The 20,232-nt window shown below is 44.3% G+C and carries 18 protein-coding genes and 2 tRNA genes; 10 read left to right on the forward strand and 10 right to left on the reverse strand.

All coding sequences use genetic code 11. The annotated features are described in order from the left end of the window. Together AAHN97_RS04540 and AAHN97_RS04545 are read left to right on the forward strand one after the other, a co-directional pair. On the forward strand, positions 1-774 hold the full coding sequence (locus AAHN97_RS04540) for a hypothetical protein (RefSeq protein WP_343306373.1): 774 nt from the start codon (positions 1-3) through the stop codon (positions 772-774). A gap of 14 nt (positions 775-788) precedes the next feature. Then, positions 789-1,535 carry a hypothetical protein gene (locus AAHN97_RS04545; RefSeq protein WP_343306374.1) on the forward strand — a complete coding sequence of 249 codons (747 nt, stop codon included), beginning with the start codon at positions 789-791 and terminating at the stop codon, positions 1,533-1,535. A 137-nt stretch (positions 1,536-1,672) separates the two neighbouring features. On the opposite strand, the gene AAHN97_RS04550 is transcribed toward AAHN97_RS04545, so the two are convergent. The 3 genes from AAHN97_RS04550 to AAHN97_RS04560 form a co-directional block, all read right to left on the reverse strand. Beyond that, on the reverse strand, positions 1,673-2,602 hold the full coding sequence (locus AAHN97_RS04550; RefSeq protein WP_343306375.1) for a hypothetical protein: 930 nt from the start codon (positions 2,600-2,602) through the stop codon (positions 1,673-1,675). Positions 2,603-2,935: 333 nt separating this feature from the next. Then, positions 2,936-3,190, reverse strand: a complete 255-nt coding sequence (locus AAHN97_RS04555; RefSeq protein ID WP_343306376.1) for a hypothetical protein — start codon at positions 3,188-3,190, stop codon at positions 2,936-2,938. Between the two features lie 50 nt (positions 3,191-3,240). Then, on the reverse strand, positions 3,241-4,866 hold the full coding sequence (locus AAHN97_RS04560; protein ID WP_343306377.1) for a two-component regulator propeller domain-containing protein: 1,626 nt from the start codon (positions 4,864-4,866) through the stop codon (positions 3,241-3,243). Between the two features lie 154 nt (positions 4,867-5,020). Between AAHN97_RS04560 and AAHN97_RS04565 the strand changes: the two genes are divergently transcribed. Continuing rightward, on the forward strand, positions 5,021-5,926 hold the full coding sequence (locus AAHN97_RS04565; RefSeq protein WP_343306378.1) for a winged helix-turn-helix domain-containing protein: 906 nt from the start codon (positions 5,021-5,023) through the stop codon (positions 5,924-5,926). A 102-nt stretch (positions 5,927-6,028) separates the two neighbouring features. Here the strand turns inward: AAHN97_RS04565 and AAHN97_RS04570 are convergent, their stop codons facing one another. From AAHN97_RS04570 to AAHN97_RS04580, 3 genes are read right to left on the reverse strand one after another with little or no spacing between them, the layout of a single operon-like run. Next, a complete protein-coding gene (locus tag AAHN97_RS04570; RefSeq protein WP_343306379.1) occupies positions 6,029-6,472 on the reverse strand; it encodes an SRPBCC domain-containing protein in 444 nt (147 codons plus the stop codon). Between the two features lie 14 nt (positions 6,473-6,486). After that, complete coding sequence (locus tag AAHN97_RS04575) at positions 6,487-6,933, reverse strand: SRPBCC family protein (RefSeq protein ID WP_343306380.1); 447 nt, start codon at positions 6,931-6,933, stop codon at positions 6,487-6,489. A gap of 16 nt (positions 6,934-6,949) precedes the next feature. Beyond that, positions 6,950-7,567: an SRPBCC domain-containing protein gene (locus AAHN97_RS04580; RefSeq protein WP_343306381.1), complete on the reverse strand. Its 618-nt coding sequence runs from the start codon at positions 7,565-7,567 to the stop codon at positions 6,950-6,952. Between the two features lie 139 nt (positions 7,568-7,706). Between AAHN97_RS04580 and AAHN97_RS04585 the strand changes: the two genes are divergently transcribed. After that, positions 7,707-8,699, forward strand: a complete 993-nt coding sequence (locus AAHN97_RS04585) for a GlxA family transcriptional regulator (RefSeq protein WP_343306382.1) — start codon at positions 7,707-7,709, stop codon at positions 8,697-8,699. 121 nt (positions 8,700-8,820) lie between these two features. Here AAHN97_RS04585 and AAHN97_RS04590 read toward each other — a convergent pair. The 3 genes from AAHN97_RS04590 to AAHN97_RS04600 form a co-directional block, all read right to left on the reverse strand. Next, a tRNA-Leu gene (locus AAHN97_RS04590) sits at positions 8,821-8,906 on the reverse strand. Positions 8,907-8,989: 83 nt separating this feature from the next. Beyond that, positions 8,990-9,065 (reverse strand) — tRNA-Gly (locus tag AAHN97_RS04595). A 73-nt stretch (positions 9,066-9,138) separates the two neighbouring features. Further along, positions 9,139-9,978: an RHS repeat domain-containing protein gene (locus AAHN97_RS04600; protein ID WP_343306383.1), complete on the reverse strand. Its 840-nt coding sequence runs from the start codon at positions 9,976-9,978 to the stop codon at positions 9,139-9,141. 112 nt (positions 9,979-10,090) lie between these two features. Between AAHN97_RS04600 and AAHN97_RS04605 the strand changes: the two genes are divergently transcribed. The 4 genes from AAHN97_RS04605 to AAHN97_RS04620 are packed head-to-tail and all read left to right on the forward strand — an operon-like array spanning position 10,091 to position 13,029. Beyond that, a complete protein-coding gene (locus AAHN97_RS04605) occupies positions 10,091-11,107 on the forward strand; it encodes a DUF3667 domain-containing protein (RefSeq protein WP_343306384.1) in 1,017 nt (338 codons plus the stop codon). A gap of 1 nt (position 11,108) precedes the next feature. Continuing rightward, a complete protein-coding gene (locus AAHN97_RS04610) occupies positions 11,109-11,882 on the forward strand; it encodes an enoyl-CoA hydratase-related protein (protein ID WP_343306385.1) in 774 nt (257 codons plus the stop codon). A gap of 12 nt (positions 11,883-11,894) precedes the next feature. Next, positions 11,895-12,524 (forward strand): carbonic anhydrase, encoded by a 630-nt coding sequence (locus AAHN97_RS04615; protein ID WP_343306386.1) that lies wholly within the window; start codon positions 11,895-11,897, stop codon positions 12,522-12,524. After that, positions 12,508-13,029, forward strand: a complete 522-nt coding sequence (locus tag AAHN97_RS04620) for a hypothetical protein (protein WP_343306387.1) — start codon at positions 12,508-12,510, stop codon at positions 13,027-13,029. Before AAHN97_RS04615 ends, AAHN97_RS04620 begins: the two co-directional genes overlap by 17 nt. A gap of 85 nt (positions 13,030-13,114) precedes the next feature. Here AAHN97_RS04620 and AAHN97_RS04625 read toward each other — a convergent pair whose 3' ends face one another. Further along, entirely contained in the window at positions 13,115-15,379 is a 2,265-nt protein-coding gene (locus AAHN97_RS04625) for a Tex family protein (protein ID WP_343306388.1), read from the reverse strand. Positions 15,380-15,546: 167 nt separating this feature from the next. Here AAHN97_RS04625 and mazG point away from each other — a divergent pair, with 167 nt between their 5' ends. Both mazG and AAHN97_RS04635 read left to right on the forward strand, forming a co-directional pair. Then, complete coding sequence (gene mazG, locus AAHN97_RS04630; RefSeq protein ID WP_343306389.1) at positions 15,547-16,311, forward strand: nucleoside triphosphate pyrophosphohydrolase; 765 nt, start codon at positions 15,547-15,549, stop codon at positions 16,309-16,311. 4 nt (positions 16,312-16,315) lie between these two features. Beyond that, positions 16,316-20,071 (forward strand): sensor histidine kinase, encoded by a 3,756-nt coding sequence (locus AAHN97_RS04635; RefSeq protein ID WP_343306390.1) that lies wholly within the window; start codon positions 16,316-16,318, stop codon positions 20,069-20,071. The last annotated feature ends 161 nt before the right edge of the window (positions 20,072-20,232 follow it).

The raw sequence follows: 20,232 nt of genomic DNA on the forward strand, positions 1-20,232 counted from the left end.
ATGAAAATAATTAAACTCAGCATGGTCGCATTTTTGCTGGCCGCCTGTAATAAAGGCAATGATAATTTTCTCTATAACGAGCAGGTATTACCCATTACCATCAAAGGATATAACGCTACCACAGAAGACCTGACGGTGAAAGTGGATACGTTCAATGCACGTCAGACAATCCTGGCAGGATCATTTGCACTAACAGAAGGTTTCATCTTCAAAGGCAACCAGCAGTCGGTGAAGTTGAACATCAGTACAAAAAACACCGGAAAGCTGGTGCTGGAAAAGGAATTGAAAAAAGGGGACAGTGCGGTTAACTTAAATTTCCTGTACATGGATGGCAAGGCAAGCGATATGCCGGAGAAGCCGGCTGTAGTCAATGAAAAGATCAGCCTTGTTTATATGTTCGTTCCCGATGTTACCAAATATAGCGAACCGGTGGATTTTGTGATCGGTAAATATTTCGTAACGCCAAAGGTATTTGAGGAAGTTGCCCGGATCAAAAACGTGAAGCCGAATGAATTTAGTAAGCCGGCGACAATTTCAACCTTCTCCACGGCCAGGCAGGACTACAATGGCGTAATGACCTCAGTTCTTTTCCAGGTAAAGATCTGTAAAACAGGTACCAATACAATTTATACGGACGGTACGGCGTACACCTGGAACGACCTTTCCTCTACTGCACCCAAACCAACGGCGTCTGTGGCTGCTTCCAAGCTCTACATCTTCTCAGAGGCTCCGGCAGGAACGGTCATGCGATTTTTAACCCGTTTAGATTATTAAAAATAAAACTGATCATGTTGAATATAAGATTACTGGGACTGCTGGTCCTTTTGAATGTGTTTATCTCCTGTAATAAAGAGGAAGAAGAGACAAGAGCGATCGGTGTTGAAGTTTGGGGTTATAATGTTGGCAATGCTGAACTGGAAGCGTCAATAGACACCACCATTTACCGCAATTTTGCCACGCTGCCCGATAAGCCGGTTGTTTTTAGTAAAGTATATACCTTTCCTTTCGCTAAAAAAGAGGCATTATTAAAAATAAAAGATAAAACATCCGGCAAAGAGGTGTTTCAGCAAAAGTTAAACCTTGGCGGCAGCGAGCTGGAACTGTTCTTTCCTTTTGTATGCATTAACGGGAATGCACTGAAAATAGAACTGCCTGTTGCGGACCCTGCTACCAACAAAATGGGCTTTTATATCCATTACCCGCAAAGTGAAGAGGCGCTTGATATTTTTCTAAGGAATGAAGCCGGGCAAATAGCGTACATCGCTCAAAATGTAAAACCCGGCGCCTGGATATATGCCAGTTATCTGCCGCAGGAAGGATTCAAAGATAAAAGTAAATCCTATGACCTTTGCTTCACCAAAACCGGCACTACGGATAGCTGGTATTTTGAAGACAGTGAGATGATAAGTAAGGCAGGCGAGTCTGGTTTGCTTATCCCTAAAGGCGAAGAAAAAGGATTGGTACGTACCTACTTTGTTACGCCTGCTACGCTTCAGCTCGAAGTGATGCGTTTATTCAAAAGGCCGAAAGCATAATAGCAATTGCCTGAGTGTGCGGTGATGGTGCCGCACACTTTCTTTTTTGCCTGGTATTATCTAATCACCCGTAATTCTCCTGACTGCGGTCACGATTTTCTCCGTAAAAAAACAAGCTTTTTAACTAGCTGTATGGATTACGACTTTTTATATTCTTCGAAACTTCTGTTCAGGGCCGCATAGAAGATAGCATAAGTTTCTTCATTGAAAGAAATAGCTGCTGTCCATTGTTTTTGTGCTTCCCAATCCAGGCTTTCATAGTGATCCAATTTACCCCATAATTCGTAAAACTTCATTTCAAAATCAGCTTTGCCATTAATACTGTCAAGCATAAATTTATGCAGTTGAGGATCTGCAACCAGTTGATCTTCCCATAAATGGCCATTTAAGGATCCCTGAATGAATTGTAATACTTCAGGGGTATTATAACCCAATTCAACGGAAGAGGACTGATTACTGACTTTGAGGTACCTGTTATCAAACAGCCATTTAATCAGCATCGCATAAAGATGCACCTGGTTGCTTTTTTTAAGGTCAAATTCGCTCTGGTGCAAAAGCTCATCAGTTTCCTTTATTTGAGCAAAATAGCCGTTGATCCTGCTTTCTTCAGATAATAGCGTAACAATGATTTCTACCTGGCTGTTATAGGAAGTGCGTTGTTGCGGGTATTTCCTGTTTGTATCAAATTTGCCAAAATAGTTTGTGATAGTCTCCATATCACCTTCCGGTGATGGGGATGCGTCCCAAAAGCCGGGAGGTTCTTTCCTTTCCCGTTTTTGATACAATTTGCCATCAAAAATAATCTGGCTAAAGTATGGGATGTAGTTTTTGCCTGCTTTGATTACCGGGAAATTTTCATTTAGCAGTTCTGATCTGAAGTAATAAGAAAATCCCCACTCTTTGTCATGAATTCCTACGCTGTTTTTTATGGACAGCGGTGTTGTGCTATTAGGTTTCATCACCGGGATGGATTGAGGAGGTGACAATCTCCGTTCTTCAAAGAAAAGGGTCAGGCCTGGGTCCGTTACCGGAGAACCCAGTAATGCCAATAAATCGCTTTGTTTCATTTTTTTTCTTACCTGGTTTCAGAAATAAAATTCCGGATATCAGCATTTATTTCCAAGCTTAAGCTGACTACAAGATGTATACACAAGGCGACAGAGCGTCTACAGAATGTCTACATTGATGAAACTATTGATAATTATTTGTACTATATTAGTAAAAATTATAATGGCAAGGCAACAGATGCCCTGCCGTTATAGCGTCAGGCCATCAGTTATATTAATATTTCCACAGCGAATTTCTTGATCGTTAATTCTATAAAATAGATTTTTCCCCTTTAGGTTACCCGTTCGCAAGGTGCCATCAGGTAGTGTCTCAGTTTGAAATTTCTGCGGCTATTATTTCATTTTCTCAAGACTATCAATTGACGATTGAATAGCTATTAACCGGGCATGAACGGCTCCAAGTTGCTCCTTTTTAGCCTCTGCGCTGTCGTAAACGCCTTTTTGCATGCAGCCACCTATCCTTTCTCTTATATTATTAGCGCTATCTTTTAGGATTTCCTGTTCGTTCAAAAGTTTTGTCCTCGCTTCAGTACGATTGCATCCGCAGGCAAACAGGACGAGAATGCTTAAAACGGCTGAATATTTCATGTGAATTTTTAATTAAGTTGGAAAAAGCGGTGCAAGGTGGATTCAGATATTTATTTTTTTGCTACGATTTTTATAAAGAGTTTAACCTCGTCCGAAATAGTTCCATCACCAGACTTATCGAAGAACTTTTCTGATCCATAATTGATACCCCAATCTGTTCGATCAATGATTAGCGCGCCATTCACCACGACAGTTCCGTCCATTCGGTCCTTAAAATCCATTGTGGCTGGAAAAGTAACTGCCTTCGTGATACCTTCAATGGTCAGGTTCCCTGTAACTTTTATATAATCCCCTGTAACTTTTTTATCTCTATTATTCCATGTTTCAACCTTCGTAATTGCGAATGTAGAAACAGGGAATTTTTTGACATCAAAAAGTGCAGGTAATTTATTGTGTGGACCCTGATCATCAAATTTTTGCTCAATTGTATTCATGTCCACTTCAACAGTACCGCCCACCAGATGACTGTTTTCGATCAGCAATTCTCCTTTTAATATATCAACGTCCCCTGTACTGGAACCATCACCAAGTAACGTAGAACCTTCCCATGCACCAAGTAGCATAGAACTTTTCCATATTACAGCACTTTGCTTCGTATCTATGATATATTTTTTCTGACCTTCTTTATTATAAAAGTCCGTGATAGTGGTTCCATCATAACGATACACGCCGGTCGCAGATCCAAACCAGATACTTCCATCATTAGCTTCCAAAAGCCCCATAAAAGCATTTCCTGACATAATTTCGGTTACAGCGGGCTTATTATTATACAAGGACTTTGCATCATAACGGGAAAGTGCCTGGATAGCCCAATTAGCAGGGTTTACTGAACCAGTAGTCCAGATGTTTCCTTTTTTATCTTCGATTATAGTATAAGCACCTCTCTGCGATACCTTAGTAAAGGTACTGCCGTCATAGCGCCAAAGGCCACCGGTCTGGCTTACTTTCCAGCCATTGAAACCGCTGAGCCAGATATTGCCTTCTCTATCTTCCGCTATACCCCAAACGTCGAGAAAGGGTTCGCCTCCATGGGTTAAAGTGGTAATTTTTTCTCCGTCATAAACAAAGGCATCGCCCCGTGTACCAACCCACAATTTCCCTGTTTTATCTTCAATGATTGTATTAATATCATTATTCAAATTCCCTTCTTTATAAAAAAGCGGGGCGTTCGGGTTTTTAAAATTTTGAAAAGACTTCCCATCGTAACGGCTCAGGCCATTTCCGGTGCCGAACCAAATAATACCTGCTTTATCTTCATAAACAGACATAACCCGGTTATCTGCAAGTCCATCCCTGGTAGTGAAATGTCTTAGCGCTGCCTGTCCATCAGACACATGGGCGTTGAATAAAAAAACACCTGAATCAGTAGTAGCGAACCAAAGATTTCCATTGCGATCTTCCAGGGCGTCCCAGAATCTATGCTGACCTATTTTACTTGTGAGATTAGTAAAAGATTTTCCATCGTATCGAAAAACATCACCAAATGATGAGTTGTTCGGGCCAGCGATCAAAATGGTGTTATTTTTGCCTTTTTTTATATTACGAACCATCATGTTAGGCCCTATGTCTTTAATTTCGGACCTGATATTATCTTTAGGTACGTTTGTTTGGCTTTGTCCACAGGAAGTGAGAAAAATAGACATTAAGAATAAAGCATATACGCGTACGTGTTTCATAATTTATTTATTTTAGTATTGGTAATAGCTGCACGGTTCAATTAACCGTCAATCATATAAAAGCTGATACAACGAAATTACTTTGATATCTTTCAGGGGCGGGCATTTGGATTGTAAATAGAAATGTAAACTTTGTAAATAAATGGTAAATAGTATGTCTTATAGCCGAAATCTCCTCTCCGGGAAACGCAAGTACCTGGTAGGATTGATATTACTCTCGTTTAGTGCTGTAATCTGCGCGGCTTTCAGTATGACCGGCAGTGGCGACTTTTTTACCGCCAGAAGGGAAGTTTTGCTCCGCAAGATCGGAGATGAATTACTCCTGCAGTCGGGGGACAGTACATCACGGGTACTTCCGGTAAAAAAGATTGCTGAAAATGAATACCTGATCAGGTTTGAGAAGGATCTTACTTTTCACCCGGAGTCCCTGGTGAATACTACCCGGCGTTTGTTAGCCAAAGACCCCCTCGCAAGTGATTATATTGTTAACGTTCTGAACAGTGGAGACTCTAGTGTAGCCTATGGATACGCTATATCCAACAATAAAAAGGATGATATTGTAGCATGTAAAAGAAGGGTGCAACCCAGAGCAGGCTACATGATCAACATTAAATTCAAACCGACAGGGATAAGTACTGCAAAGAATGTATATCTCCTGGGTGGCCTGCCATTTTTAGCATTTGTTGGTTTTGTTTTTCTGAGATCTGTTAAGCCGCGGGGAGTTTTACCTGAAAGAGCTTTACCTGAGGATGGTCAGAATATGGGCATGATCACTTTGGGCTCAGTTTTGTTCGATCCGAAGAACCGGAACCTCCTGATAAATGGAGAGACAATAGAGCTGACCGGAACGGAAACACGTGTATTGCACATTTTTGCATTGTCTCCCAATGAGACCATCGAGAGAAGCCGGCTGCAAAAAGAGATATGGGAAGATGAAGGTGTTATTGTGGGGCGCAGCCTGGATATGTTCATATCAAAACTCAGAAAAAAACTGGAATCTGATCCGAACATCAGGATTGCTGTTATACGGGGAAAAGGATATAAGCTTGAAATTAATTAGCAGTTTTTTTAAACTAAAAACCCCTCTTTACTTACGTAAAAAGGGGAGGGGAAGGAGAACGGAGATCTAAAACACCTTTCATAGGCGTATTGCCTGCAAAAATTAATAGGCAGTATCGGGAGTGCCAATGCCACCATTTAGAAGATTGCCCAAACTAATTTGAATATATCCTGTCCAGCCTTTTAAGCAACCTTCAAAACACGCGCATGTTGGCACCAATCCTTTATGGGTAAATTTCATCACTGTGTTGCTACCATTTTCAAAAATGTCAAACTGAACCGTTGTGCCACTCCATTCATATTGATCTTCATTCCAGGGCATATAGCTTCCGGTGCATTTCCACACCACCTTTTGTCCTGGTATAGTTTCGATAATTTTGAAGGTCCACCAATGTTGTTTGAAATCAATCAAAAACTCATCATGCAGATTACTGGTTTTGCCATTGACACCGGCAGACCACCAGCCACGTACATTGTTGATGGCTAAGTAGACCTCCTGAGCGGATCTCCCAACAGTAATACTTGTACTTAAGTCATTATTTTCCATTCACCAGGAATAATTTATGCCAGATTAAGTTGCAGGCCTTTTCCGGCTGTTATTAACGAAAACAGACTGTGGTGCACCAACTGTGTCCATGAGTTTGAACAGCTATCAAAACATTCTACTTCAGGAACTAATCCCGAGTGAGTGAAACGAAGGTTAGTTTGAGCATCCTTTTCAAAAACCTCAAAGATGATCTGCGTTCCTGTCCATTCTTCTTTGTCTTCAGCGTAGTTGATAATGCTTTCTATTACATCCCAGACCACTTTTTCCCCGGGGATCAACGTTGTGACCCGCTGCCTTGAAAAATGGAAGTCTTTGAATTTATAGGTAAACTCGTCATGCATTTTTAAAGCATGGCCTTCGACCTCGCCTGACCACCAGTTTTGTGGTTGGCAAATCGCATTAAATACCTCCATCGGACTTTTATCAACCACTAAGGTGGTAGTGAAATTTGCTGTTTGCATAGTTCTATAATTGTAATTAATGTTTAATCTTCCATTTGTCAGCCAATTCCGCATTAAAACCGTCTTTACCTTTGGGATTCGGTTTGCCCTCACCGGTAGCAATAAGGCTGTGCAAGCTGTTATTTATGTAGTTTCCCCAGGCATCAAAGCATACCTTATAACATTCATATTCCGGCACCAGACCCACATGAGTAAATTTAACTTTGGTTTTACCACCATCGTTCGAAATATCAAAAACCAACTTTGTGCCGATCCATTCACTTTTGTCATTGATAAAACTAAACTGGTTATCAAGAACCTGGTAAACCAGTTTTTTATCAGGAATGTATTCAATGAGCTTCATTTTGCATATGTGAACATCTTTGTAGTGATATACAAAGACTTCATTCAGTTTATCTGTAGGCCCTTCGATCTCCTCAGACCACCAGCCGCGAAAGTTTTTAACCGCGTTAAAGGCAGTCTTCTGACTTTTATCTACTGTGATAGTTGCTGTATAACTTTGTGTTTCCATGGTCTTTGATTTAATTGAGTTTTCATTAATGCTTTTCTTTTGACTGGCAATTTCCTGCGCGATGCCGCTGTAGGCTGATAATAGTATAGCGGCTAAGGCGAATAATAAGCGTTGTTTTTTCATTTTGATTAAGCTTGCATTTTGAGATTATATATACCAACAAAACTACCTCAGGTTGAAATTCTCCAAGTAGGTCTAAATAGACAATATAGGGGGGTGATTTGGACATAGAAACCTTCTTATCTTTACCGGTAAAAAAAGCATGAAGCACATTACTATAATAACTCCTGACGGTCAGACAAATCTCAGCACGGTGGCCTGTATTGCCGGTGCTTATGAGATTCTGAGTATGGCCGATGAATATTTCAGGGATAACGGTGGCAGAAGTTTGTTTAAAATCGAGATGGCCGGTATCAGATCTGAAACAGATTTAGCGCAGGGGCTATTCTCGGTCAGGTCCCATAAGCCTGTTTCCGCAATAGCAAAGACAAACCTGATCATCATTCCTTCCCTGGACAGTAACTTTGAAAAAGTCCAGAAAAGCAATATAAAGTTGCTGGAATGGATCACCCGGCAGTACAAAAAAGGTGCTGAAATAGCTACCATGTGCAGCGGTGCCTTTCTGCTGGCCTCAACCGGCCTGTTGGATGGGAAAAACTGTTCGACCCACTGGAACCATGCTGATAAGTTCAGGGCCATGTTTCCAAAAGTGCATCTTCAGGCCGATGAATTGATCACTGACGAAAACGGTATTTATACCAATGGAGGAGCTTATTCCTTTTTGAATCTTGTACTATATATCGTTGAGAAATATTACAACAGACAGACTGCAATATATTGTTCAAAGGTTTTTCAGATTGAACTCGACAGGCAAAGCCAGTCTTCCTTTATCATATTCAAAGGTCAGAAGCAGCACGGGGATACAATGGTCAGGGAAGCTCAGGCTTATATTGAAAGCCAGTTAACAAGCAAGATCTCTGTGGAAAGCTTATCTGCTCAATTTGCGACTGGAAGAAGGAATTTCGACAGGAGGTTTATAAAAGCTACAGGGAATACGCCGATCGAATATGCTCAGCGCGTAAAAATTGAAAGTGCGAAAAAATCATTTGAGACCACCCGGAAAACGATAAATGAAGTAATGTATGAGGTAGGTTATTCTGACCTCAAAGCGTTTCGTGAATTGTTCAGGAGGTTTACCGGACTATCGCCCCTTGTTTATAGGAACAGGTACAATAAAGAAGCGTTAACCAGGTAAGCTAAATGCGCTATTCGGGTTCGGAATGACTTAATACAGAAGGTATTTGCCAGTAAAAATAAAAAAGGGCTAACAATTTGATTGTTAGCCCTCAAAAGAAGGTGTTTCAAATCCCCTCTTGTACCCCAGACGGGAGTCGAACCCGTACGAGCCTTGCAGCTCACAGGATTTTAAGTCCGGCGTGTCTACCAATTCCACCACCAGGGTATCCTGCCTTGTAAATGTAAATAAACATTCACAAAGAACTTTAAACAAAAATTCCAAACTGTAGGCAGTTTGGAATGCTTGTATGGAGCGGAAGACCGGGCTCGAACCGGCCACCCCGACCTTGGCAAGGTCGTGCTCTACCAAATGAGCTACTTCCGCGTATGAATAAGAACTTTTTTTGTTGGGATTGCAAAGATAGGAATTGTTTTAAATCTGCCAAGTATTTTTTTACTTATTGAAAATATTCATACGTATAACGCACCATGCCTAAGGTCGTTTTCTCCTTACCAGAGCACTCTTCAGCCTGAGGTAATCCTTTATCATCATAACTGTATTTCCAGATCAGGTAGTCACCGCTCTCAATATTCACTACCGTCATCTGTGTTACTTTTCCATTCGCGTCATACTCAAAACTATAGTCCGGCAGCAGCCTTTTCCGGGTAGGGTGGAAGCGGAGTACATCGGTTAAACGGCCTTTGCTGTCGTAGTTGTAATATACGCGCTGGCGGCCGGGCTGTGCCTCCTCGGTCACCCTGCCTTCAGGATCTGTTGTGAATTTCACCACGGTGGAATCCAGCCCGCCTTTTTTCAGGATCATCTGCTGCAGGCGGCCTGAAGTATCATACACGTACCGGCGGTTCTCCGTCATTCTGAACTTATCTTCCCTTCCGCGAGAACCTGTCTGGATCTCCTCCAGGCGGCCATCCGGGGTATATTGGTATTGCATGGTGCTGATGCTGTTCTCCACGCTGTCTACTGATTTGGTGAGTCTGCCGGCATTGTTAAAGGTGGAAACAACTACAGAACGCCCGCTCACGCTGCTTTGGGTAAGGGTGCGCATCTGCCGGTAAGTAGGGTTCATGCCGCGGATGCAGATAAAATTACGGTCCTCTTCCTGGTTGGCGTCCAGTGTTTTAACATGCTGGAAGCTTACCTTATTGCTCTTGAATAAGGCCATTGTAGCCGCTGTTTGCTGCGTAATGTATACGTCCTGGTAATAGTACTGCGCATTGGCGCTGGAAATAACCAGCAACAGGCCGGCGGCGGATATGAATGTTCTTAATATGCCCATAGATTGAGAATGCTCCGTTTAGGAACGCACAAAAATAAACAAAACGTATATCCCGGGAATATAATTTATAATTCCGCTATCTTTAGCCATCCTAACTTGCCAAATCTAGATCGTGAAAACACAACATTTAAGAAGCGACCCAACATGCCTTAACTGCGGTACTGAAGTTACAGACCGCTTCTGTTCCCATTGCGGCCAGGAGAACATAGAAACCAAGGAACCTTTCAGCCATCTGGTAAGCCATTTTTTCCAGGATATCACTCACTATGATTCCAAGTTCCTGCTCACTTTCAAATACCTCTTTACCAAACCCGGATTGCTCACAAAGCAATATGTGGACGGGCGCCGGATGGATTATGTAAATCCTATCCGCCTGTATATTTTCACTTCTTTCGTTTTCTTCCTGGTGCTGAGCTTTTTCAGTCATTCTTCAGACGAAAAGGACCTGGATAAAATGAATACCAGGCTGGAGAAAACAACAAAGAAACTGGAAAAAAGGAGGTCATTATTGCTGGATTCCATTGCAAGAGGTGCAGGGGATTCCGCTGAGCTGAGAGAAAAAGTGAACGCCATTAATACGGGTACTGTTTTTACGCAAGGCTCCGGTACCACTGTAAAAGAGGCAATTGCCAGGTATGATTCCCTTCAGCAGACATTGCCGGAGGATGAAAAGGATGGGTTTGTCATGCGCGCCATCATGCACCGCAGTTTAAAAGTACAGTATGGAGGTGGTGATGCACAGAAAACAGTAAGTGAAACTATGAAGCATAATTTACCGAAGCTCATGTTCATTCTGCTGCCTTTCTTTGCGCTGCTATTAAAAATGGCCTATTTCCGAAGAAAGATGTATTACACGGAGCATGCCATTTTCACCATTCACATCCATACGCTGATCTTCATTTTATCCCTCATTGCATTGCTGATCTATCAGCTATGGCATTATGACGGCCTGTATGGCTGGATGACACTGATCGTCTATATTTATTTCATTATTGCATTGAAGCGGTTCTATGGTGGCTCTCTGGGTAAAGCGCTGTTAAAATCAATTTTAATCTTAGCATGTTACGGAACCGGGGCGATTATCATACTTTTGGCTTACGTTATAACTATAGCCGCAATTGCATTGTAATATGGAATTCATCATCATACACCAACAGGCGCAGCCTTTTATTGCGCATATCCAGCTAAACCGCCCCAAGGAACTGAATGCCCTCAACCTCCAGCTGATGCAGGAATTAAGGGATACCTTAAAGGCCTTGGACGAAGATGATCAGGTACGTGTGATCATTATCAGCGGAAACGATAAAGCTTTTGCCGCAGGAGCGGACATTAAGCAGATGGCGGGTAAAACTGCCATAGACATGTATAATGTAGACCAGTTCAGCACCTGGGATACGATTAAGAAAATAAAGAAACCCATCATAGCAGCCGTCAGCGGTTTTGCATTGGGTGGGGGCTGCGAACTGGCTATGCTCTGCGATATGATCGTTGCCAGCGAATCCGCCCGTTTCGGGCAACCGGAGATCAGGATAGGGGTAATGCCCGGCGCCGGCGGTACGCAGCGTTTAACCAGGGCCGTAGGCAAAGCACTGGCCATGGAAATGGTGCTCACCGGAAAATTTATTACGGCTGAAGAAGCTTTACAGGCAGGTTTGATCAACAAAATTGTTCCTGTTGAGTTATATTTAACAGAAGCATTCCGGCTGGCTGCCGAAATTGCCCAGTTAAGCCCCCTGGCCGTGAAGATGGCTAAAGAGTCTGTACTCAGGGCTTTTGACAGTACATTGGAAGAAGGGTTGCATTTTGAACGTAAGAACTTTTACCTCCTTTTTGCTTCAGAAGATCAGAAGGAAGGTATGCAGGCTTTTATGGAGAAAAGAGCACCCGTATTTACCGGCAAATAAAAGATTAAACAGATGGATGTATTTGAACAATTACTGGCGAACAACAAAGTATGGGCTGCAAATAAAGTAGCAGCTGATAAGGATTTTTTCAAACGCCTGCAAAACCAGCAGTCGCCTAAATTCCTCTGGATCGGTTGCTCAGATAGCCGCGTGCCGGCCAACGAGATCACCAATACAGAACCCGGGGAAATATTCGTGCATCGGAATGTAGCCAATATGGTGGTGGCTACGGACATGAACCTGCTCACCGTGCTGGAATATGCCGTGAAAGTATTAAAGGTGGAGCATGTACTGGTAGTAGGCCACTATGGTTGCGGAGGGGTGAAAGCTGCCCTCACCAACCAGAACTTCGGCATTATCAATCCCTGGCTGAAACACATCAAAGATGTATACCGCTTCCACAGGGATGAAATTGATGCGCTGGATTCTGAAGATAAACGGGTAGACCGCCTCATAGAACTGAACGTACAGGAACAGGTAATGAACCTGGCCAAGACCATCACCATCCAGGAAGCATGGGCCAAAGAACAACGGCCCACTTTGCACGGTTGGGTTTACGGTATTAAAGACGGCCTGATCAATCCTTTATTTGATATGGAACCCGGTACACATATTGATCCTATTTATGAATTCAATGTATAAACCCGCTATCCTTTGCATATTGTTGGCCGCCTGTGGCAGTCCTTCTGAAAGCAGCAGGAATAAGAAAGCACCGGACTCTGTGACCATGATCCCCACGGATACCATGATCCAGACAACGGATACCTCTATCATTCCCTCACTCGTAGAATCCTGGAAAACCTACGAGGCGTTTAACGGCAAGTATGCACTGGATGTAAAACTCCTGCAGCAGCATCCCCTGAAGAACCGCCTGAAAGCTATCCTGGGAGAGGAGGAGAAAGAGTTTATGCTGCGTTATAAAGTAACGCCGCCCATTGAAGTGGAATCCGGCATCCTGTTCAATGAAGGCTGTAAACCGCATGATTGTACCGTAGAAGAAGCAGCTATTGCTATTGATATGCGGAAGGATGTGATCTATGTGGGTATTGCACGGAACAAAGCAGTGAAGTTATTCGGGGAGCGGGGAGACTCTGCTTATCCGGAAAAGCTACTGCAATGGATGATGAAATTTGAAGAAGGAAAATAAAACAAAAAGGCCCGATGGATTCCATCGGGCCTTTTTAATATTAGTTGTGAAAGACTTTGAAAGCAAGCCGCAACCATTATAACTATTAGTCCTTGAACTTGGATTTCAGGGCTAAGAGCTTAGCCTGAAAATCATTCAATGGTGCTTCTTTCTTTTCTTTACCGCCACCCTGTGCTGGTTTTCCTGTGTTGCTGCGTTCACGTGGTTCACGTTTAGGAGCAGGCTCATTATCTTTCATGGATAAAGAGATCCTTTTACGGGCGATATCTATTTCCAGTACCGTTACCGTTACTTTCTGGTTCAGCTTCACCGCTTCATTCGGATTGCTGATGAATTTGTTGGAAAGGTGAGAGATGTGCACCAGTCCATCCTGTTTAACCCCGATATCCACGAACGCACCAAAAGCTGTGATGTTCGTTACCACGCCGGGTAAGGTCATGCCTGGTTTCACATCTTCCATGGATTTGATGCCTTCTGCATATTCAAAGATGGCTATTTCATCACGTGGGTCGCGGCTGGGTTTAGCCAATTCTTTCAGGATATCTTCCAGTGTAAGCTGGCCTACTTCTTCGCTGATGTAATCTTTTACATTGATCACCTTGCGGAGGTCTTCACGGCCCATCAGTTCTTCCACGGTACATTTCTGACCGGCAGCGATGGCTTCTACCACGGCGTAACGTTCAGGGTGAACTGCAGAGTTATCCAGCGGGTTATCGCCATGCTCAATACGGAGGAAACCCGCGCATTGTTCAAATGCTTTTTCACCGAGGCGGGTCACTTTCTTCAATTCCTTACGGTTTTTGAAAGCGCCATTCTCTTTACGGTATTTAACGATGTTCTCTGCGAGGGAAGGACCAAGACCTGAAATATATGCCAGCAGGTGTTTGGAGGCGGTGTTAAGGTTAACACCCACCATGTTCACACAGCTTACCACAATACGGTCAAGGCTCTGTTTCAGGTGGCTCTGGTTCACATCGTGCTGGTATTGCCCTACACCGATGGATTTAGGATCTATCTTCACCAGTTCCGCCAGTGGATCTATCAGGCGCCTGCCGATAGATACGGAACCACGCACGGTCACATCATGATCAGGGAATTCTTCACGGGCTACTTCAGAAGCGGAGTACACAGAGGCACCACTTTCATTCACCATAAACACATTCACCTTACGGCCGAAGTCGATCTTTTTGATGAACTCTTCTGTTTCACGGCCTGCCGTACCATTCCCTACGGCTATGGCAGCAATATCATATTTATTCACCCAGTTGCGCAGCAGGTTCTCTGCATCCTGGCTTTTGTAATTCTTTTCCAGTGGATAGATCACATCATTGTCCACCATGTTGCCCTGTTCGTCCAGCGCTACTGTTTTACAACCGGTACGGTAACCGGGGTCAACGGCGATCACTGCCTTGGGGCCTAATGGCGCTGCCAGCAGTAATTGGCGGAGGTTTTCCGCAAACACTTCAATGGCTTCGGTATCTGCTTTTTCTTTTGCCGTAGCGCGGAATTCGTTTTCCAGGGAAGGACGCAGCAAACGTTTATAGGCATCTGCAGCGGCTTTGCTCACCTGCTCGCTGGCAGCATTATTACCGGTAACAAATTGTTTGTTGATGATCTCTGTTGCCTCTTCTTCAGCAGGCGTAATGTTACCAAAGAGGATGCCTTCTGCTTCGGCGCGTAAAATGGCCAGCACCCGGTGTGAGGGGATGGAGTGGAGTTCTTCGGAAAAGTCGAAGTAATCCTTGTATTTCACACCTTCTGCTTCTTTTCCTTCAATTACTTTTGAAGTGAATACGGCAGTATTGGTAAAGAGTTTACGCAGCTTATCACGCAACTCGGCATTTTCATTGATCCATTCTGCAATAATATCCCGGGCGCCTTTGAGGGCTTCTTCGGAAGTTGCCACCTGTTCGTTGATGAAAGTTTTGGCTGTTTCATCCAGGCTGCCGTCCTGCTGATCAAAGATCAGTTTGGCCAGCGGTTCCAGTCCTTTTTCAATAGCAACGGTAGCGCGGGTTTTGCGTTTAGGCTTGTAGGGGAGGTACATATCCTCCAGTTCTGCGATCACCCAGCTGTTTTCCAGCTTTTCCAGCAGTTCAGGCGTCATTTTTTCCTGTTCTGTGATGGTTTTGATGATGAAAGCCCGGCGGTCGTCCACTTCTTCAAAGCGTTTCTTCAGATCCTCTACCTTGCCTATCTGTACCTCATCCAGGCTACCGGTCTGTTCTTTCCGGTAACGACTGATAAAGGGTACGGTAGAGCCTTCAGCCAGCAGGCTCATGGTACTCTCAGCCTGCTTCATCGATATTGCCAGCTCAGCAGAAATGAGCGCCACGTGTTTCGGATTCATATTCGTTTCTTTTGTGATTTTACTAAGGCCGCAAAGCTAATTAAATTGGCTTTTCTGCCAAGAAAAAGAAATTAACACTGATCCGGCCGGAAATTTGCGGAAAGGAGGATTCCTGAATTTGCATTATTTTTCCGTTTCTTAGCACAGGATCCTTAATATTTAATGTTATGCAGCCGGAACAAGCCTTTAGCCGATTATTGCAGATCATGGACGATTTACGGGAAAAATGCCCCTGGGATAAAAAACAGACCCTCCAATCGCTCCGCCAGCAAACAATCGAGGAATTGTATGAATTGACAGATGCTATCACCAACGAAGATTTTAAAGGCATCCGGGAAGAACTGGGCGACCTGCTGCTGCATATTGTTTTCTATGCCAAAATAGGTACTGAACAGCAACAGTTTACCATTACAGACGTGATCACGGGCATCTGCGATAAGCTGGTAGCCCGCCATCCGCATATTTACGGGGATGTGAAAGTGGAAAATGAAGAAGATGTAAAACGCAACTGGGAAAGATTAAAACTTAAGGAAGGAAAGAAATCCGTGCTCAGCGGTGTACCTGTTTCCCTGCCCGCATTGGTGAAATCTATGCGCCTCCAGGAAAAGGCCAAACAGGTTGGTTTTGAGTGGGACACCCGGGAGCAGGTATGGGATAAAGTAGAAGAAGAAACAAAGGAGTTGACAGAAGCAGTGGAATTGGACGATAAAGACGAAATGGAGGCCGAATTCGGGGATCTGCTCTTTGCTTTGGTGAACTATAGCCGCTTCCTGAAAATAGACGCGGAAAACGCCCTGGAACGCACAAATAAGAAATTCATCCGCCGGTTCTCCCGGATGGAAGTAATGGCAGCAGATGAAGGAAAACGGCTGGATGAAATGAGCCTCACTGAAATGGATGGCTTATGGAATAAAGTAAAGGAAGAGGAATAACATTATGCTCGATATCAAGGAAATAAGGCTGTTCATCCTCCGTAACGGTTACCTGCTGATCATAGCAGCATGGCTGTTCACGTTTGCCTTCCTGTTCAATAATTACTGGAGTTACTACTCTTCCCCCCACGGTGTGCAGCGCAGCCTGGAAAGTGATATCCGCAGCCGCCAGAAAGCCTTTAACGAACTGTCCGCAGATACGGCCCTCGTTAAAAAGCTCATGGATGGCACCTATTCGGAAGAAACACTGAAATCCATTTATGACGAGAACTATTTTGTTTTCGGGTACGATTCTGTAGCCATTGGTTACCGGATGGTGTTCTGGAGCACAAATACTGTACAGCCGCCCGTTTTTGAAGGTTTACATGCGGGCGTTACCTTCCGCAAACTACCCAATGGTTATTATGTAATGCTCTGCCATCCTTTGGAGCAGGGTAAATATTTAATAGGCCTCATTCCCGTAAAGCAGGAGTATGCCATCAACAACGATTACCTGGGCAGCCAGTTCTACGGGCGTTCTGCCATAGGGGAGGAGTATGCCATCAATGTACGCCCGCCCGGTTTGCCGGTGCTGGACCTGAATGAGCGTATCCTTTTTTACCTGCATTACGATCCTGCCAAATCAGACCCGGCCCCCAGCCTGGTAAGTGTATTGCTGCTGGTGGTAGGCTGCATCTTCGTACTCATTTTTATTAACCTCTTTGCCACACTGCTGGCAAAAAGCCTTACGCCGCTCTGGGGATTCCTCTTTCTCCTGGGCATTGTGCTGCTGTTCCGGTTCCTCAGTTACGTGTACAATTTCCCGATGGACCTCAGCACACTTAATCTCTTCAAGTCCATCATCTATGCAAAGGACGAAGTGTTCCGGTCTTTGGGAGACCTTTTGCTGAACGTGCTCCTGGCTTTCTGGCTCATCCTCTTTTTCCGCCAGCATGTGCGCACCATCCATCCCCCGGTATTAAGGGAAAGATGGCAGCGCTGGCTGATCATTGGTATTGCGGGACTGATGATGTTCATTGCAGGCCAGTTCCTGCTGGATCTGATCCGCAGTCTGGTTATAGACTCCAACATCTCCTATGATGTAACCAACTTTTTCAGTCTGAATGAATACAGTGTGATAGGCAGCATGAGCCTTGGTTTCATCGCTATCAGCTTTTTATTCTTCTCGCAGATCGTGAACTACCTGCTGAACCAGCTTACGGATTTTCAATACCGCAGTAAATATATTTCCCTGGCTGTAGTAGGACTGGTATGGCTGGCTTTCCGTTTTAACAAGCCTGACCTGAGTACTTCCATTGTGTTCATGTTCTGGCTGTTAGGATATGTATTGCTGCTGGACCTCCTGGAGCGCCGTTTCAGCGAGGGTTCCTCTACTTTGCCCTTTATTGTGTGGATGCTGACGATGACCATCACTACTTCCGCAGTGCTTATTTACTATAATAACCAGAAGGAACTGGAGCAGCGGGAACGGGTAGCCAAAAACATCTCGCGGCAGCGGGACCCTTATATGGAAACCCTGCTGAATGATGCCGGGGAGCGGCTTACAAAGGATCCCTTTGTCCGGCAGTTTTTCCTGGAACGCACCCAGGATTATAAAATGATGCTGGAAAGAACACTGGAGGATAAATATTTCTCCCGTTATCTCAGCCGTTATGATGTATCCTTTTATACGTTTGATGAAGAAGGGCAATCCCTGTATAACCATGATTCCACCACGCTGGATGAATTGAACAAACGCATCATGGTGGATAGCAGGCTGCCGCATGTAATGGGTACAGATCTTTACTATGATGAAAGAAGTTTTAATGACTACAGTTATATCGGCAAGAAAGAATTCACCCGGTTTGGTGATACGGTTTCAGGTTATCTTTTTTACGAAGTAAGATCACAACCGGAAACGCAGCGGCCGGACAGGTTGTATCCTGAACTGCTGATAGAGAGCGGGTTACAGACCCCCGACCAGCAATACGTGGAACTGTATTCCTATGCGGTATACGATAAAGGGAACCTGGTAAGCAATCACAACAACTATCCATTCAAAGTAAAATTATCGCCATCAGAAATGCCTGCGGCGGACATCGTTTTCCGGGAGGAGAACGGATATTCCCTGCTCTACTTCAAAGCCTCGAGAGATAAGCTGGTGGTAGTGGTGAAGCCTACCAGGAACTTCCTGGAATTCATCACGCTCTTTGCCTACATGTTCTGTCTCTTCCTGCTGATCATTGGTATTTACAGCCTGCTCGATCTGCTGATCAAAGCGCGGTTGCGGATCTCCAACCTTACCGCTACGATGAAGCTGAGCATCCGTACCAAAGTGCAGAGCACGATCATCTTTGCAGTAGTGTTCTCTTTCCTGTCACTGGGGATAGCTACCATCCTTTTCTTTATCAGCCGCTACAGGGCGGAGAATGCGGAAAAACTGAGCAATACGGTGAATGGCATTGCCAAGGATATAGAAGATGTGTTCTATGAACAGCGGATGTTTGATGAGATGGATATGATCTATGATTCCATCTTCTTAAAAAGTTTATCCGGCCGTATCAGTGAAATTGCAACAGAACATAATGTTGATCTGAATATCTATGATAACGCAGGCAGGCTGCAACTTTCAGCGCAGCCGCTGATGGTGGAAAAGGGGCTGCTTTCCGAGTCCATGAACCCTGTGGCTTTCTACCAGTTGTCCAAACTGAATAAGATCCAGTTCATCCAGGAGGAGCAGATCGGTACTATGAAGTATATCAGTGGTTACATTCCGCTGCGGGATAAAGGAGGGGTGTTTGCTTACCTGAATGCTCCCTATTTTGCCACGCAAACGGAATTGAACCAGCAGATCTCCACCTTCCTGGTGGCCCTGATCAATATCAACGCTTTCATTTTCCTGATAGCAGGATTGCTGGTGTTATTAATCTCCAATACCATCACCAAATCTTTCTCGCTGATCACGGAAAAGATCCGGAACGTGAACCTGGGGCAGCATAATGACGTGATAGAATGGAATAAAGAAGATGAAATAGGCATGCTGGTGAAGGAATACAATAAGATGGTGCAGAAGCTGGAAGTGAGTGCGGCCATGCTGGCTAAAAGCGAGCGGGAAGGAGCCTGGCGGGAAATGGCACGGCAGGTGGCGCATGAGATCAAGAATCCGCTTACGCCTATGAAGCTAAGCATTCAATATCTGCAGCGGGCTATTGCCAATGATTCTCCTGATGTAAAGGCACTCTCTAAAAATGTGGCCGGTACATTGGTGGAACAGATAGATCACTTAGCCAACATCGCTTCGGACTTTGCGGCATTTGCCCAGATCGGTAAAGGTAATAATGAGAAATTCTCCCTGAGTGAGGTGCTGCAATCAGTTACAGGTTTGTATATGAGCAACCCGGAGATCAATATCTATTTTGAAAGGCAGGAGAAACCCTACCTGGTAGATGCGGATAAAACACAGATCAACCGTTTATTCACCAACCTGGTGCAGAATGCTGTTCAGGCTATTCCGGAAGGCCGGGAGGGGCATGTGGTGATCAGTGTGAAAGACGAAGGGGAGAACGCGGTGATTGTGGAAGTGATAGATAATGGACATGGTATACCTGTGGAAGTGCAACCCAAGATCTTTGTGCCCAACTTTACAACAAAATCATCCGGTACTGGATTGGGGCTGGCCATGTGCAGGAATATTGTGGAGCAGGCGAGGGGAGAGATCTGGTTCAGAACTACTCCGGGAGTTGGTACTACCTTCTTTGTGAAGTTACCTTTAGTTAGTTGATTGGGGGGTATCTATGGCTCAACCATGGGCCATCCATGGGCCATCCCCGGAGCATCCCCGGGCCATCTCTGTGTTATCTTCGGAGCAGCATTGGGAATGCAATCTTTATATATAAAAAAAGATGGTGATCTCCCGACCACCATCTTTACAAATATCATCAT

The sequence above is a fragment of the Chitinophaga niabensis genome, from assembly GCF_039545795.1.
In the GTDB taxonomy this organism is placed as follows: domain Bacteria; phylum Bacteroidota; class Bacteroidia; order Chitinophagales; family Chitinophagaceae; genus Chitinophaga; species Chitinophaga niabensis_B.

Bases quoted from the DNA above. Each gene is read 5' to 3' on its own strand.
- AAHN97_RS04550 (WP_343306375.1), bottom strand. From the start codon at position 2,602: ATGAAACAAAGCGATTTATTGGCATTACTGGGTTCTCCGGTAACGGAC.
- AAHN97_RS04600 (WP_343306383.1), bottom strand. From the start codon at position 9,978: ATGGGCATATTAAGAACATTCATATCCGCCGCCGGCCTGTTGCTGGTT.
- AAHN97_RS04560 (WP_343306377.1), bottom strand. From the start codon at position 4,866: ATGAAACACGTACGCGTATATGCTTTATTCTTAATGTCTATTTTTCTC.
- AAHN97_RS04565 (WP_343306378.1), top strand. From the start codon at position 5,021: ATGTCTTATAGCCGAAATCTCCTCTCCGGGAAACGCAAGTACCTGGTA.
- mazG (WP_343306389.1), top strand. From the start codon at position 15,547: ATGCAGCCGGAACAAGCCTTTAGCCGATTATTGCAGATCATGGACGAT.
- AAHN97_RS04570 (WP_343306379.1), bottom strand. From the start codon at position 6,472: ATGGAAAATAATGACTTAAGTACAAGTATTACTGTTGGGAGATCCGCT.
- AAHN97_RS04615 (WP_343306386.1), top strand. From the start codon at position 11,895: ATGGATGTATTTGAACAATTACTGGCGAACAACAAAGTATGGGCTGCA.
- AAHN97_RS04540 (WP_343306373.1), top strand. From the start codon at position 1: ATGAAAATAATTAAACTCAGCATGGTCGCATTTTTGCTGGCCGCCTGT.
- AAHN97_RS04580 (WP_343306381.1), bottom strand. From the start codon at position 7,567: ATGAAAAAACAACGCTTATTATTCGCCTTAGCCGCTATACTATTATCA.
- AAHN97_RS04610 (WP_343306385.1), top strand. From the start codon at position 11,109: ATGGAATTCATCATCATACACCAACAGGCGCAGCCTTTTATTGCGCAT.
- AAHN97_RS04625 (WP_343306388.1), bottom strand. From the start codon at position 15,379: ATGAATCCGAAACACGTGGCGCTCATTTCTGCTGAGCTGGCAATATCG.
- AAHN97_RS04585 (WP_343306382.1), top strand. From the start codon at position 7,707: ATGAAGCACATTACTATAATAACTCCTGACGGTCAGACAAATCTCAGC.
- AAHN97_RS04555 (WP_343306376.1), bottom strand. From the start codon at position 3,190: ATGAAATATTCAGCCGTTTTAAGCATTCTCGTCCTGTTTGCCTGCGGA.
- AAHN97_RS04545 (WP_343306374.1), top strand. From the start codon at position 789: ATGTTGAATATAAGATTACTGGGACTGCTGGTCCTTTTGAATGTGTTT.
- AAHN97_RS04620 (WP_343306387.1), top strand. From the start codon at position 12,508: ATGAATTCAATGTATAAACCCGCTATCCTTTGCATATTGTTGGCCGCC.
- AAHN97_RS04575 (WP_343306380.1), bottom strand. From the start codon at position 6,933: ATGCAAACAGCAAATTTCACTACCACCTTAGTGGTTGATAAAAGTCCG.
- AAHN97_RS04635 (WP_343306390.1), top strand. From the start codon at position 16,316: ATGCTCGATATCAAGGAAATAAGGCTGTTCATCCTCCGTAACGGTTAC.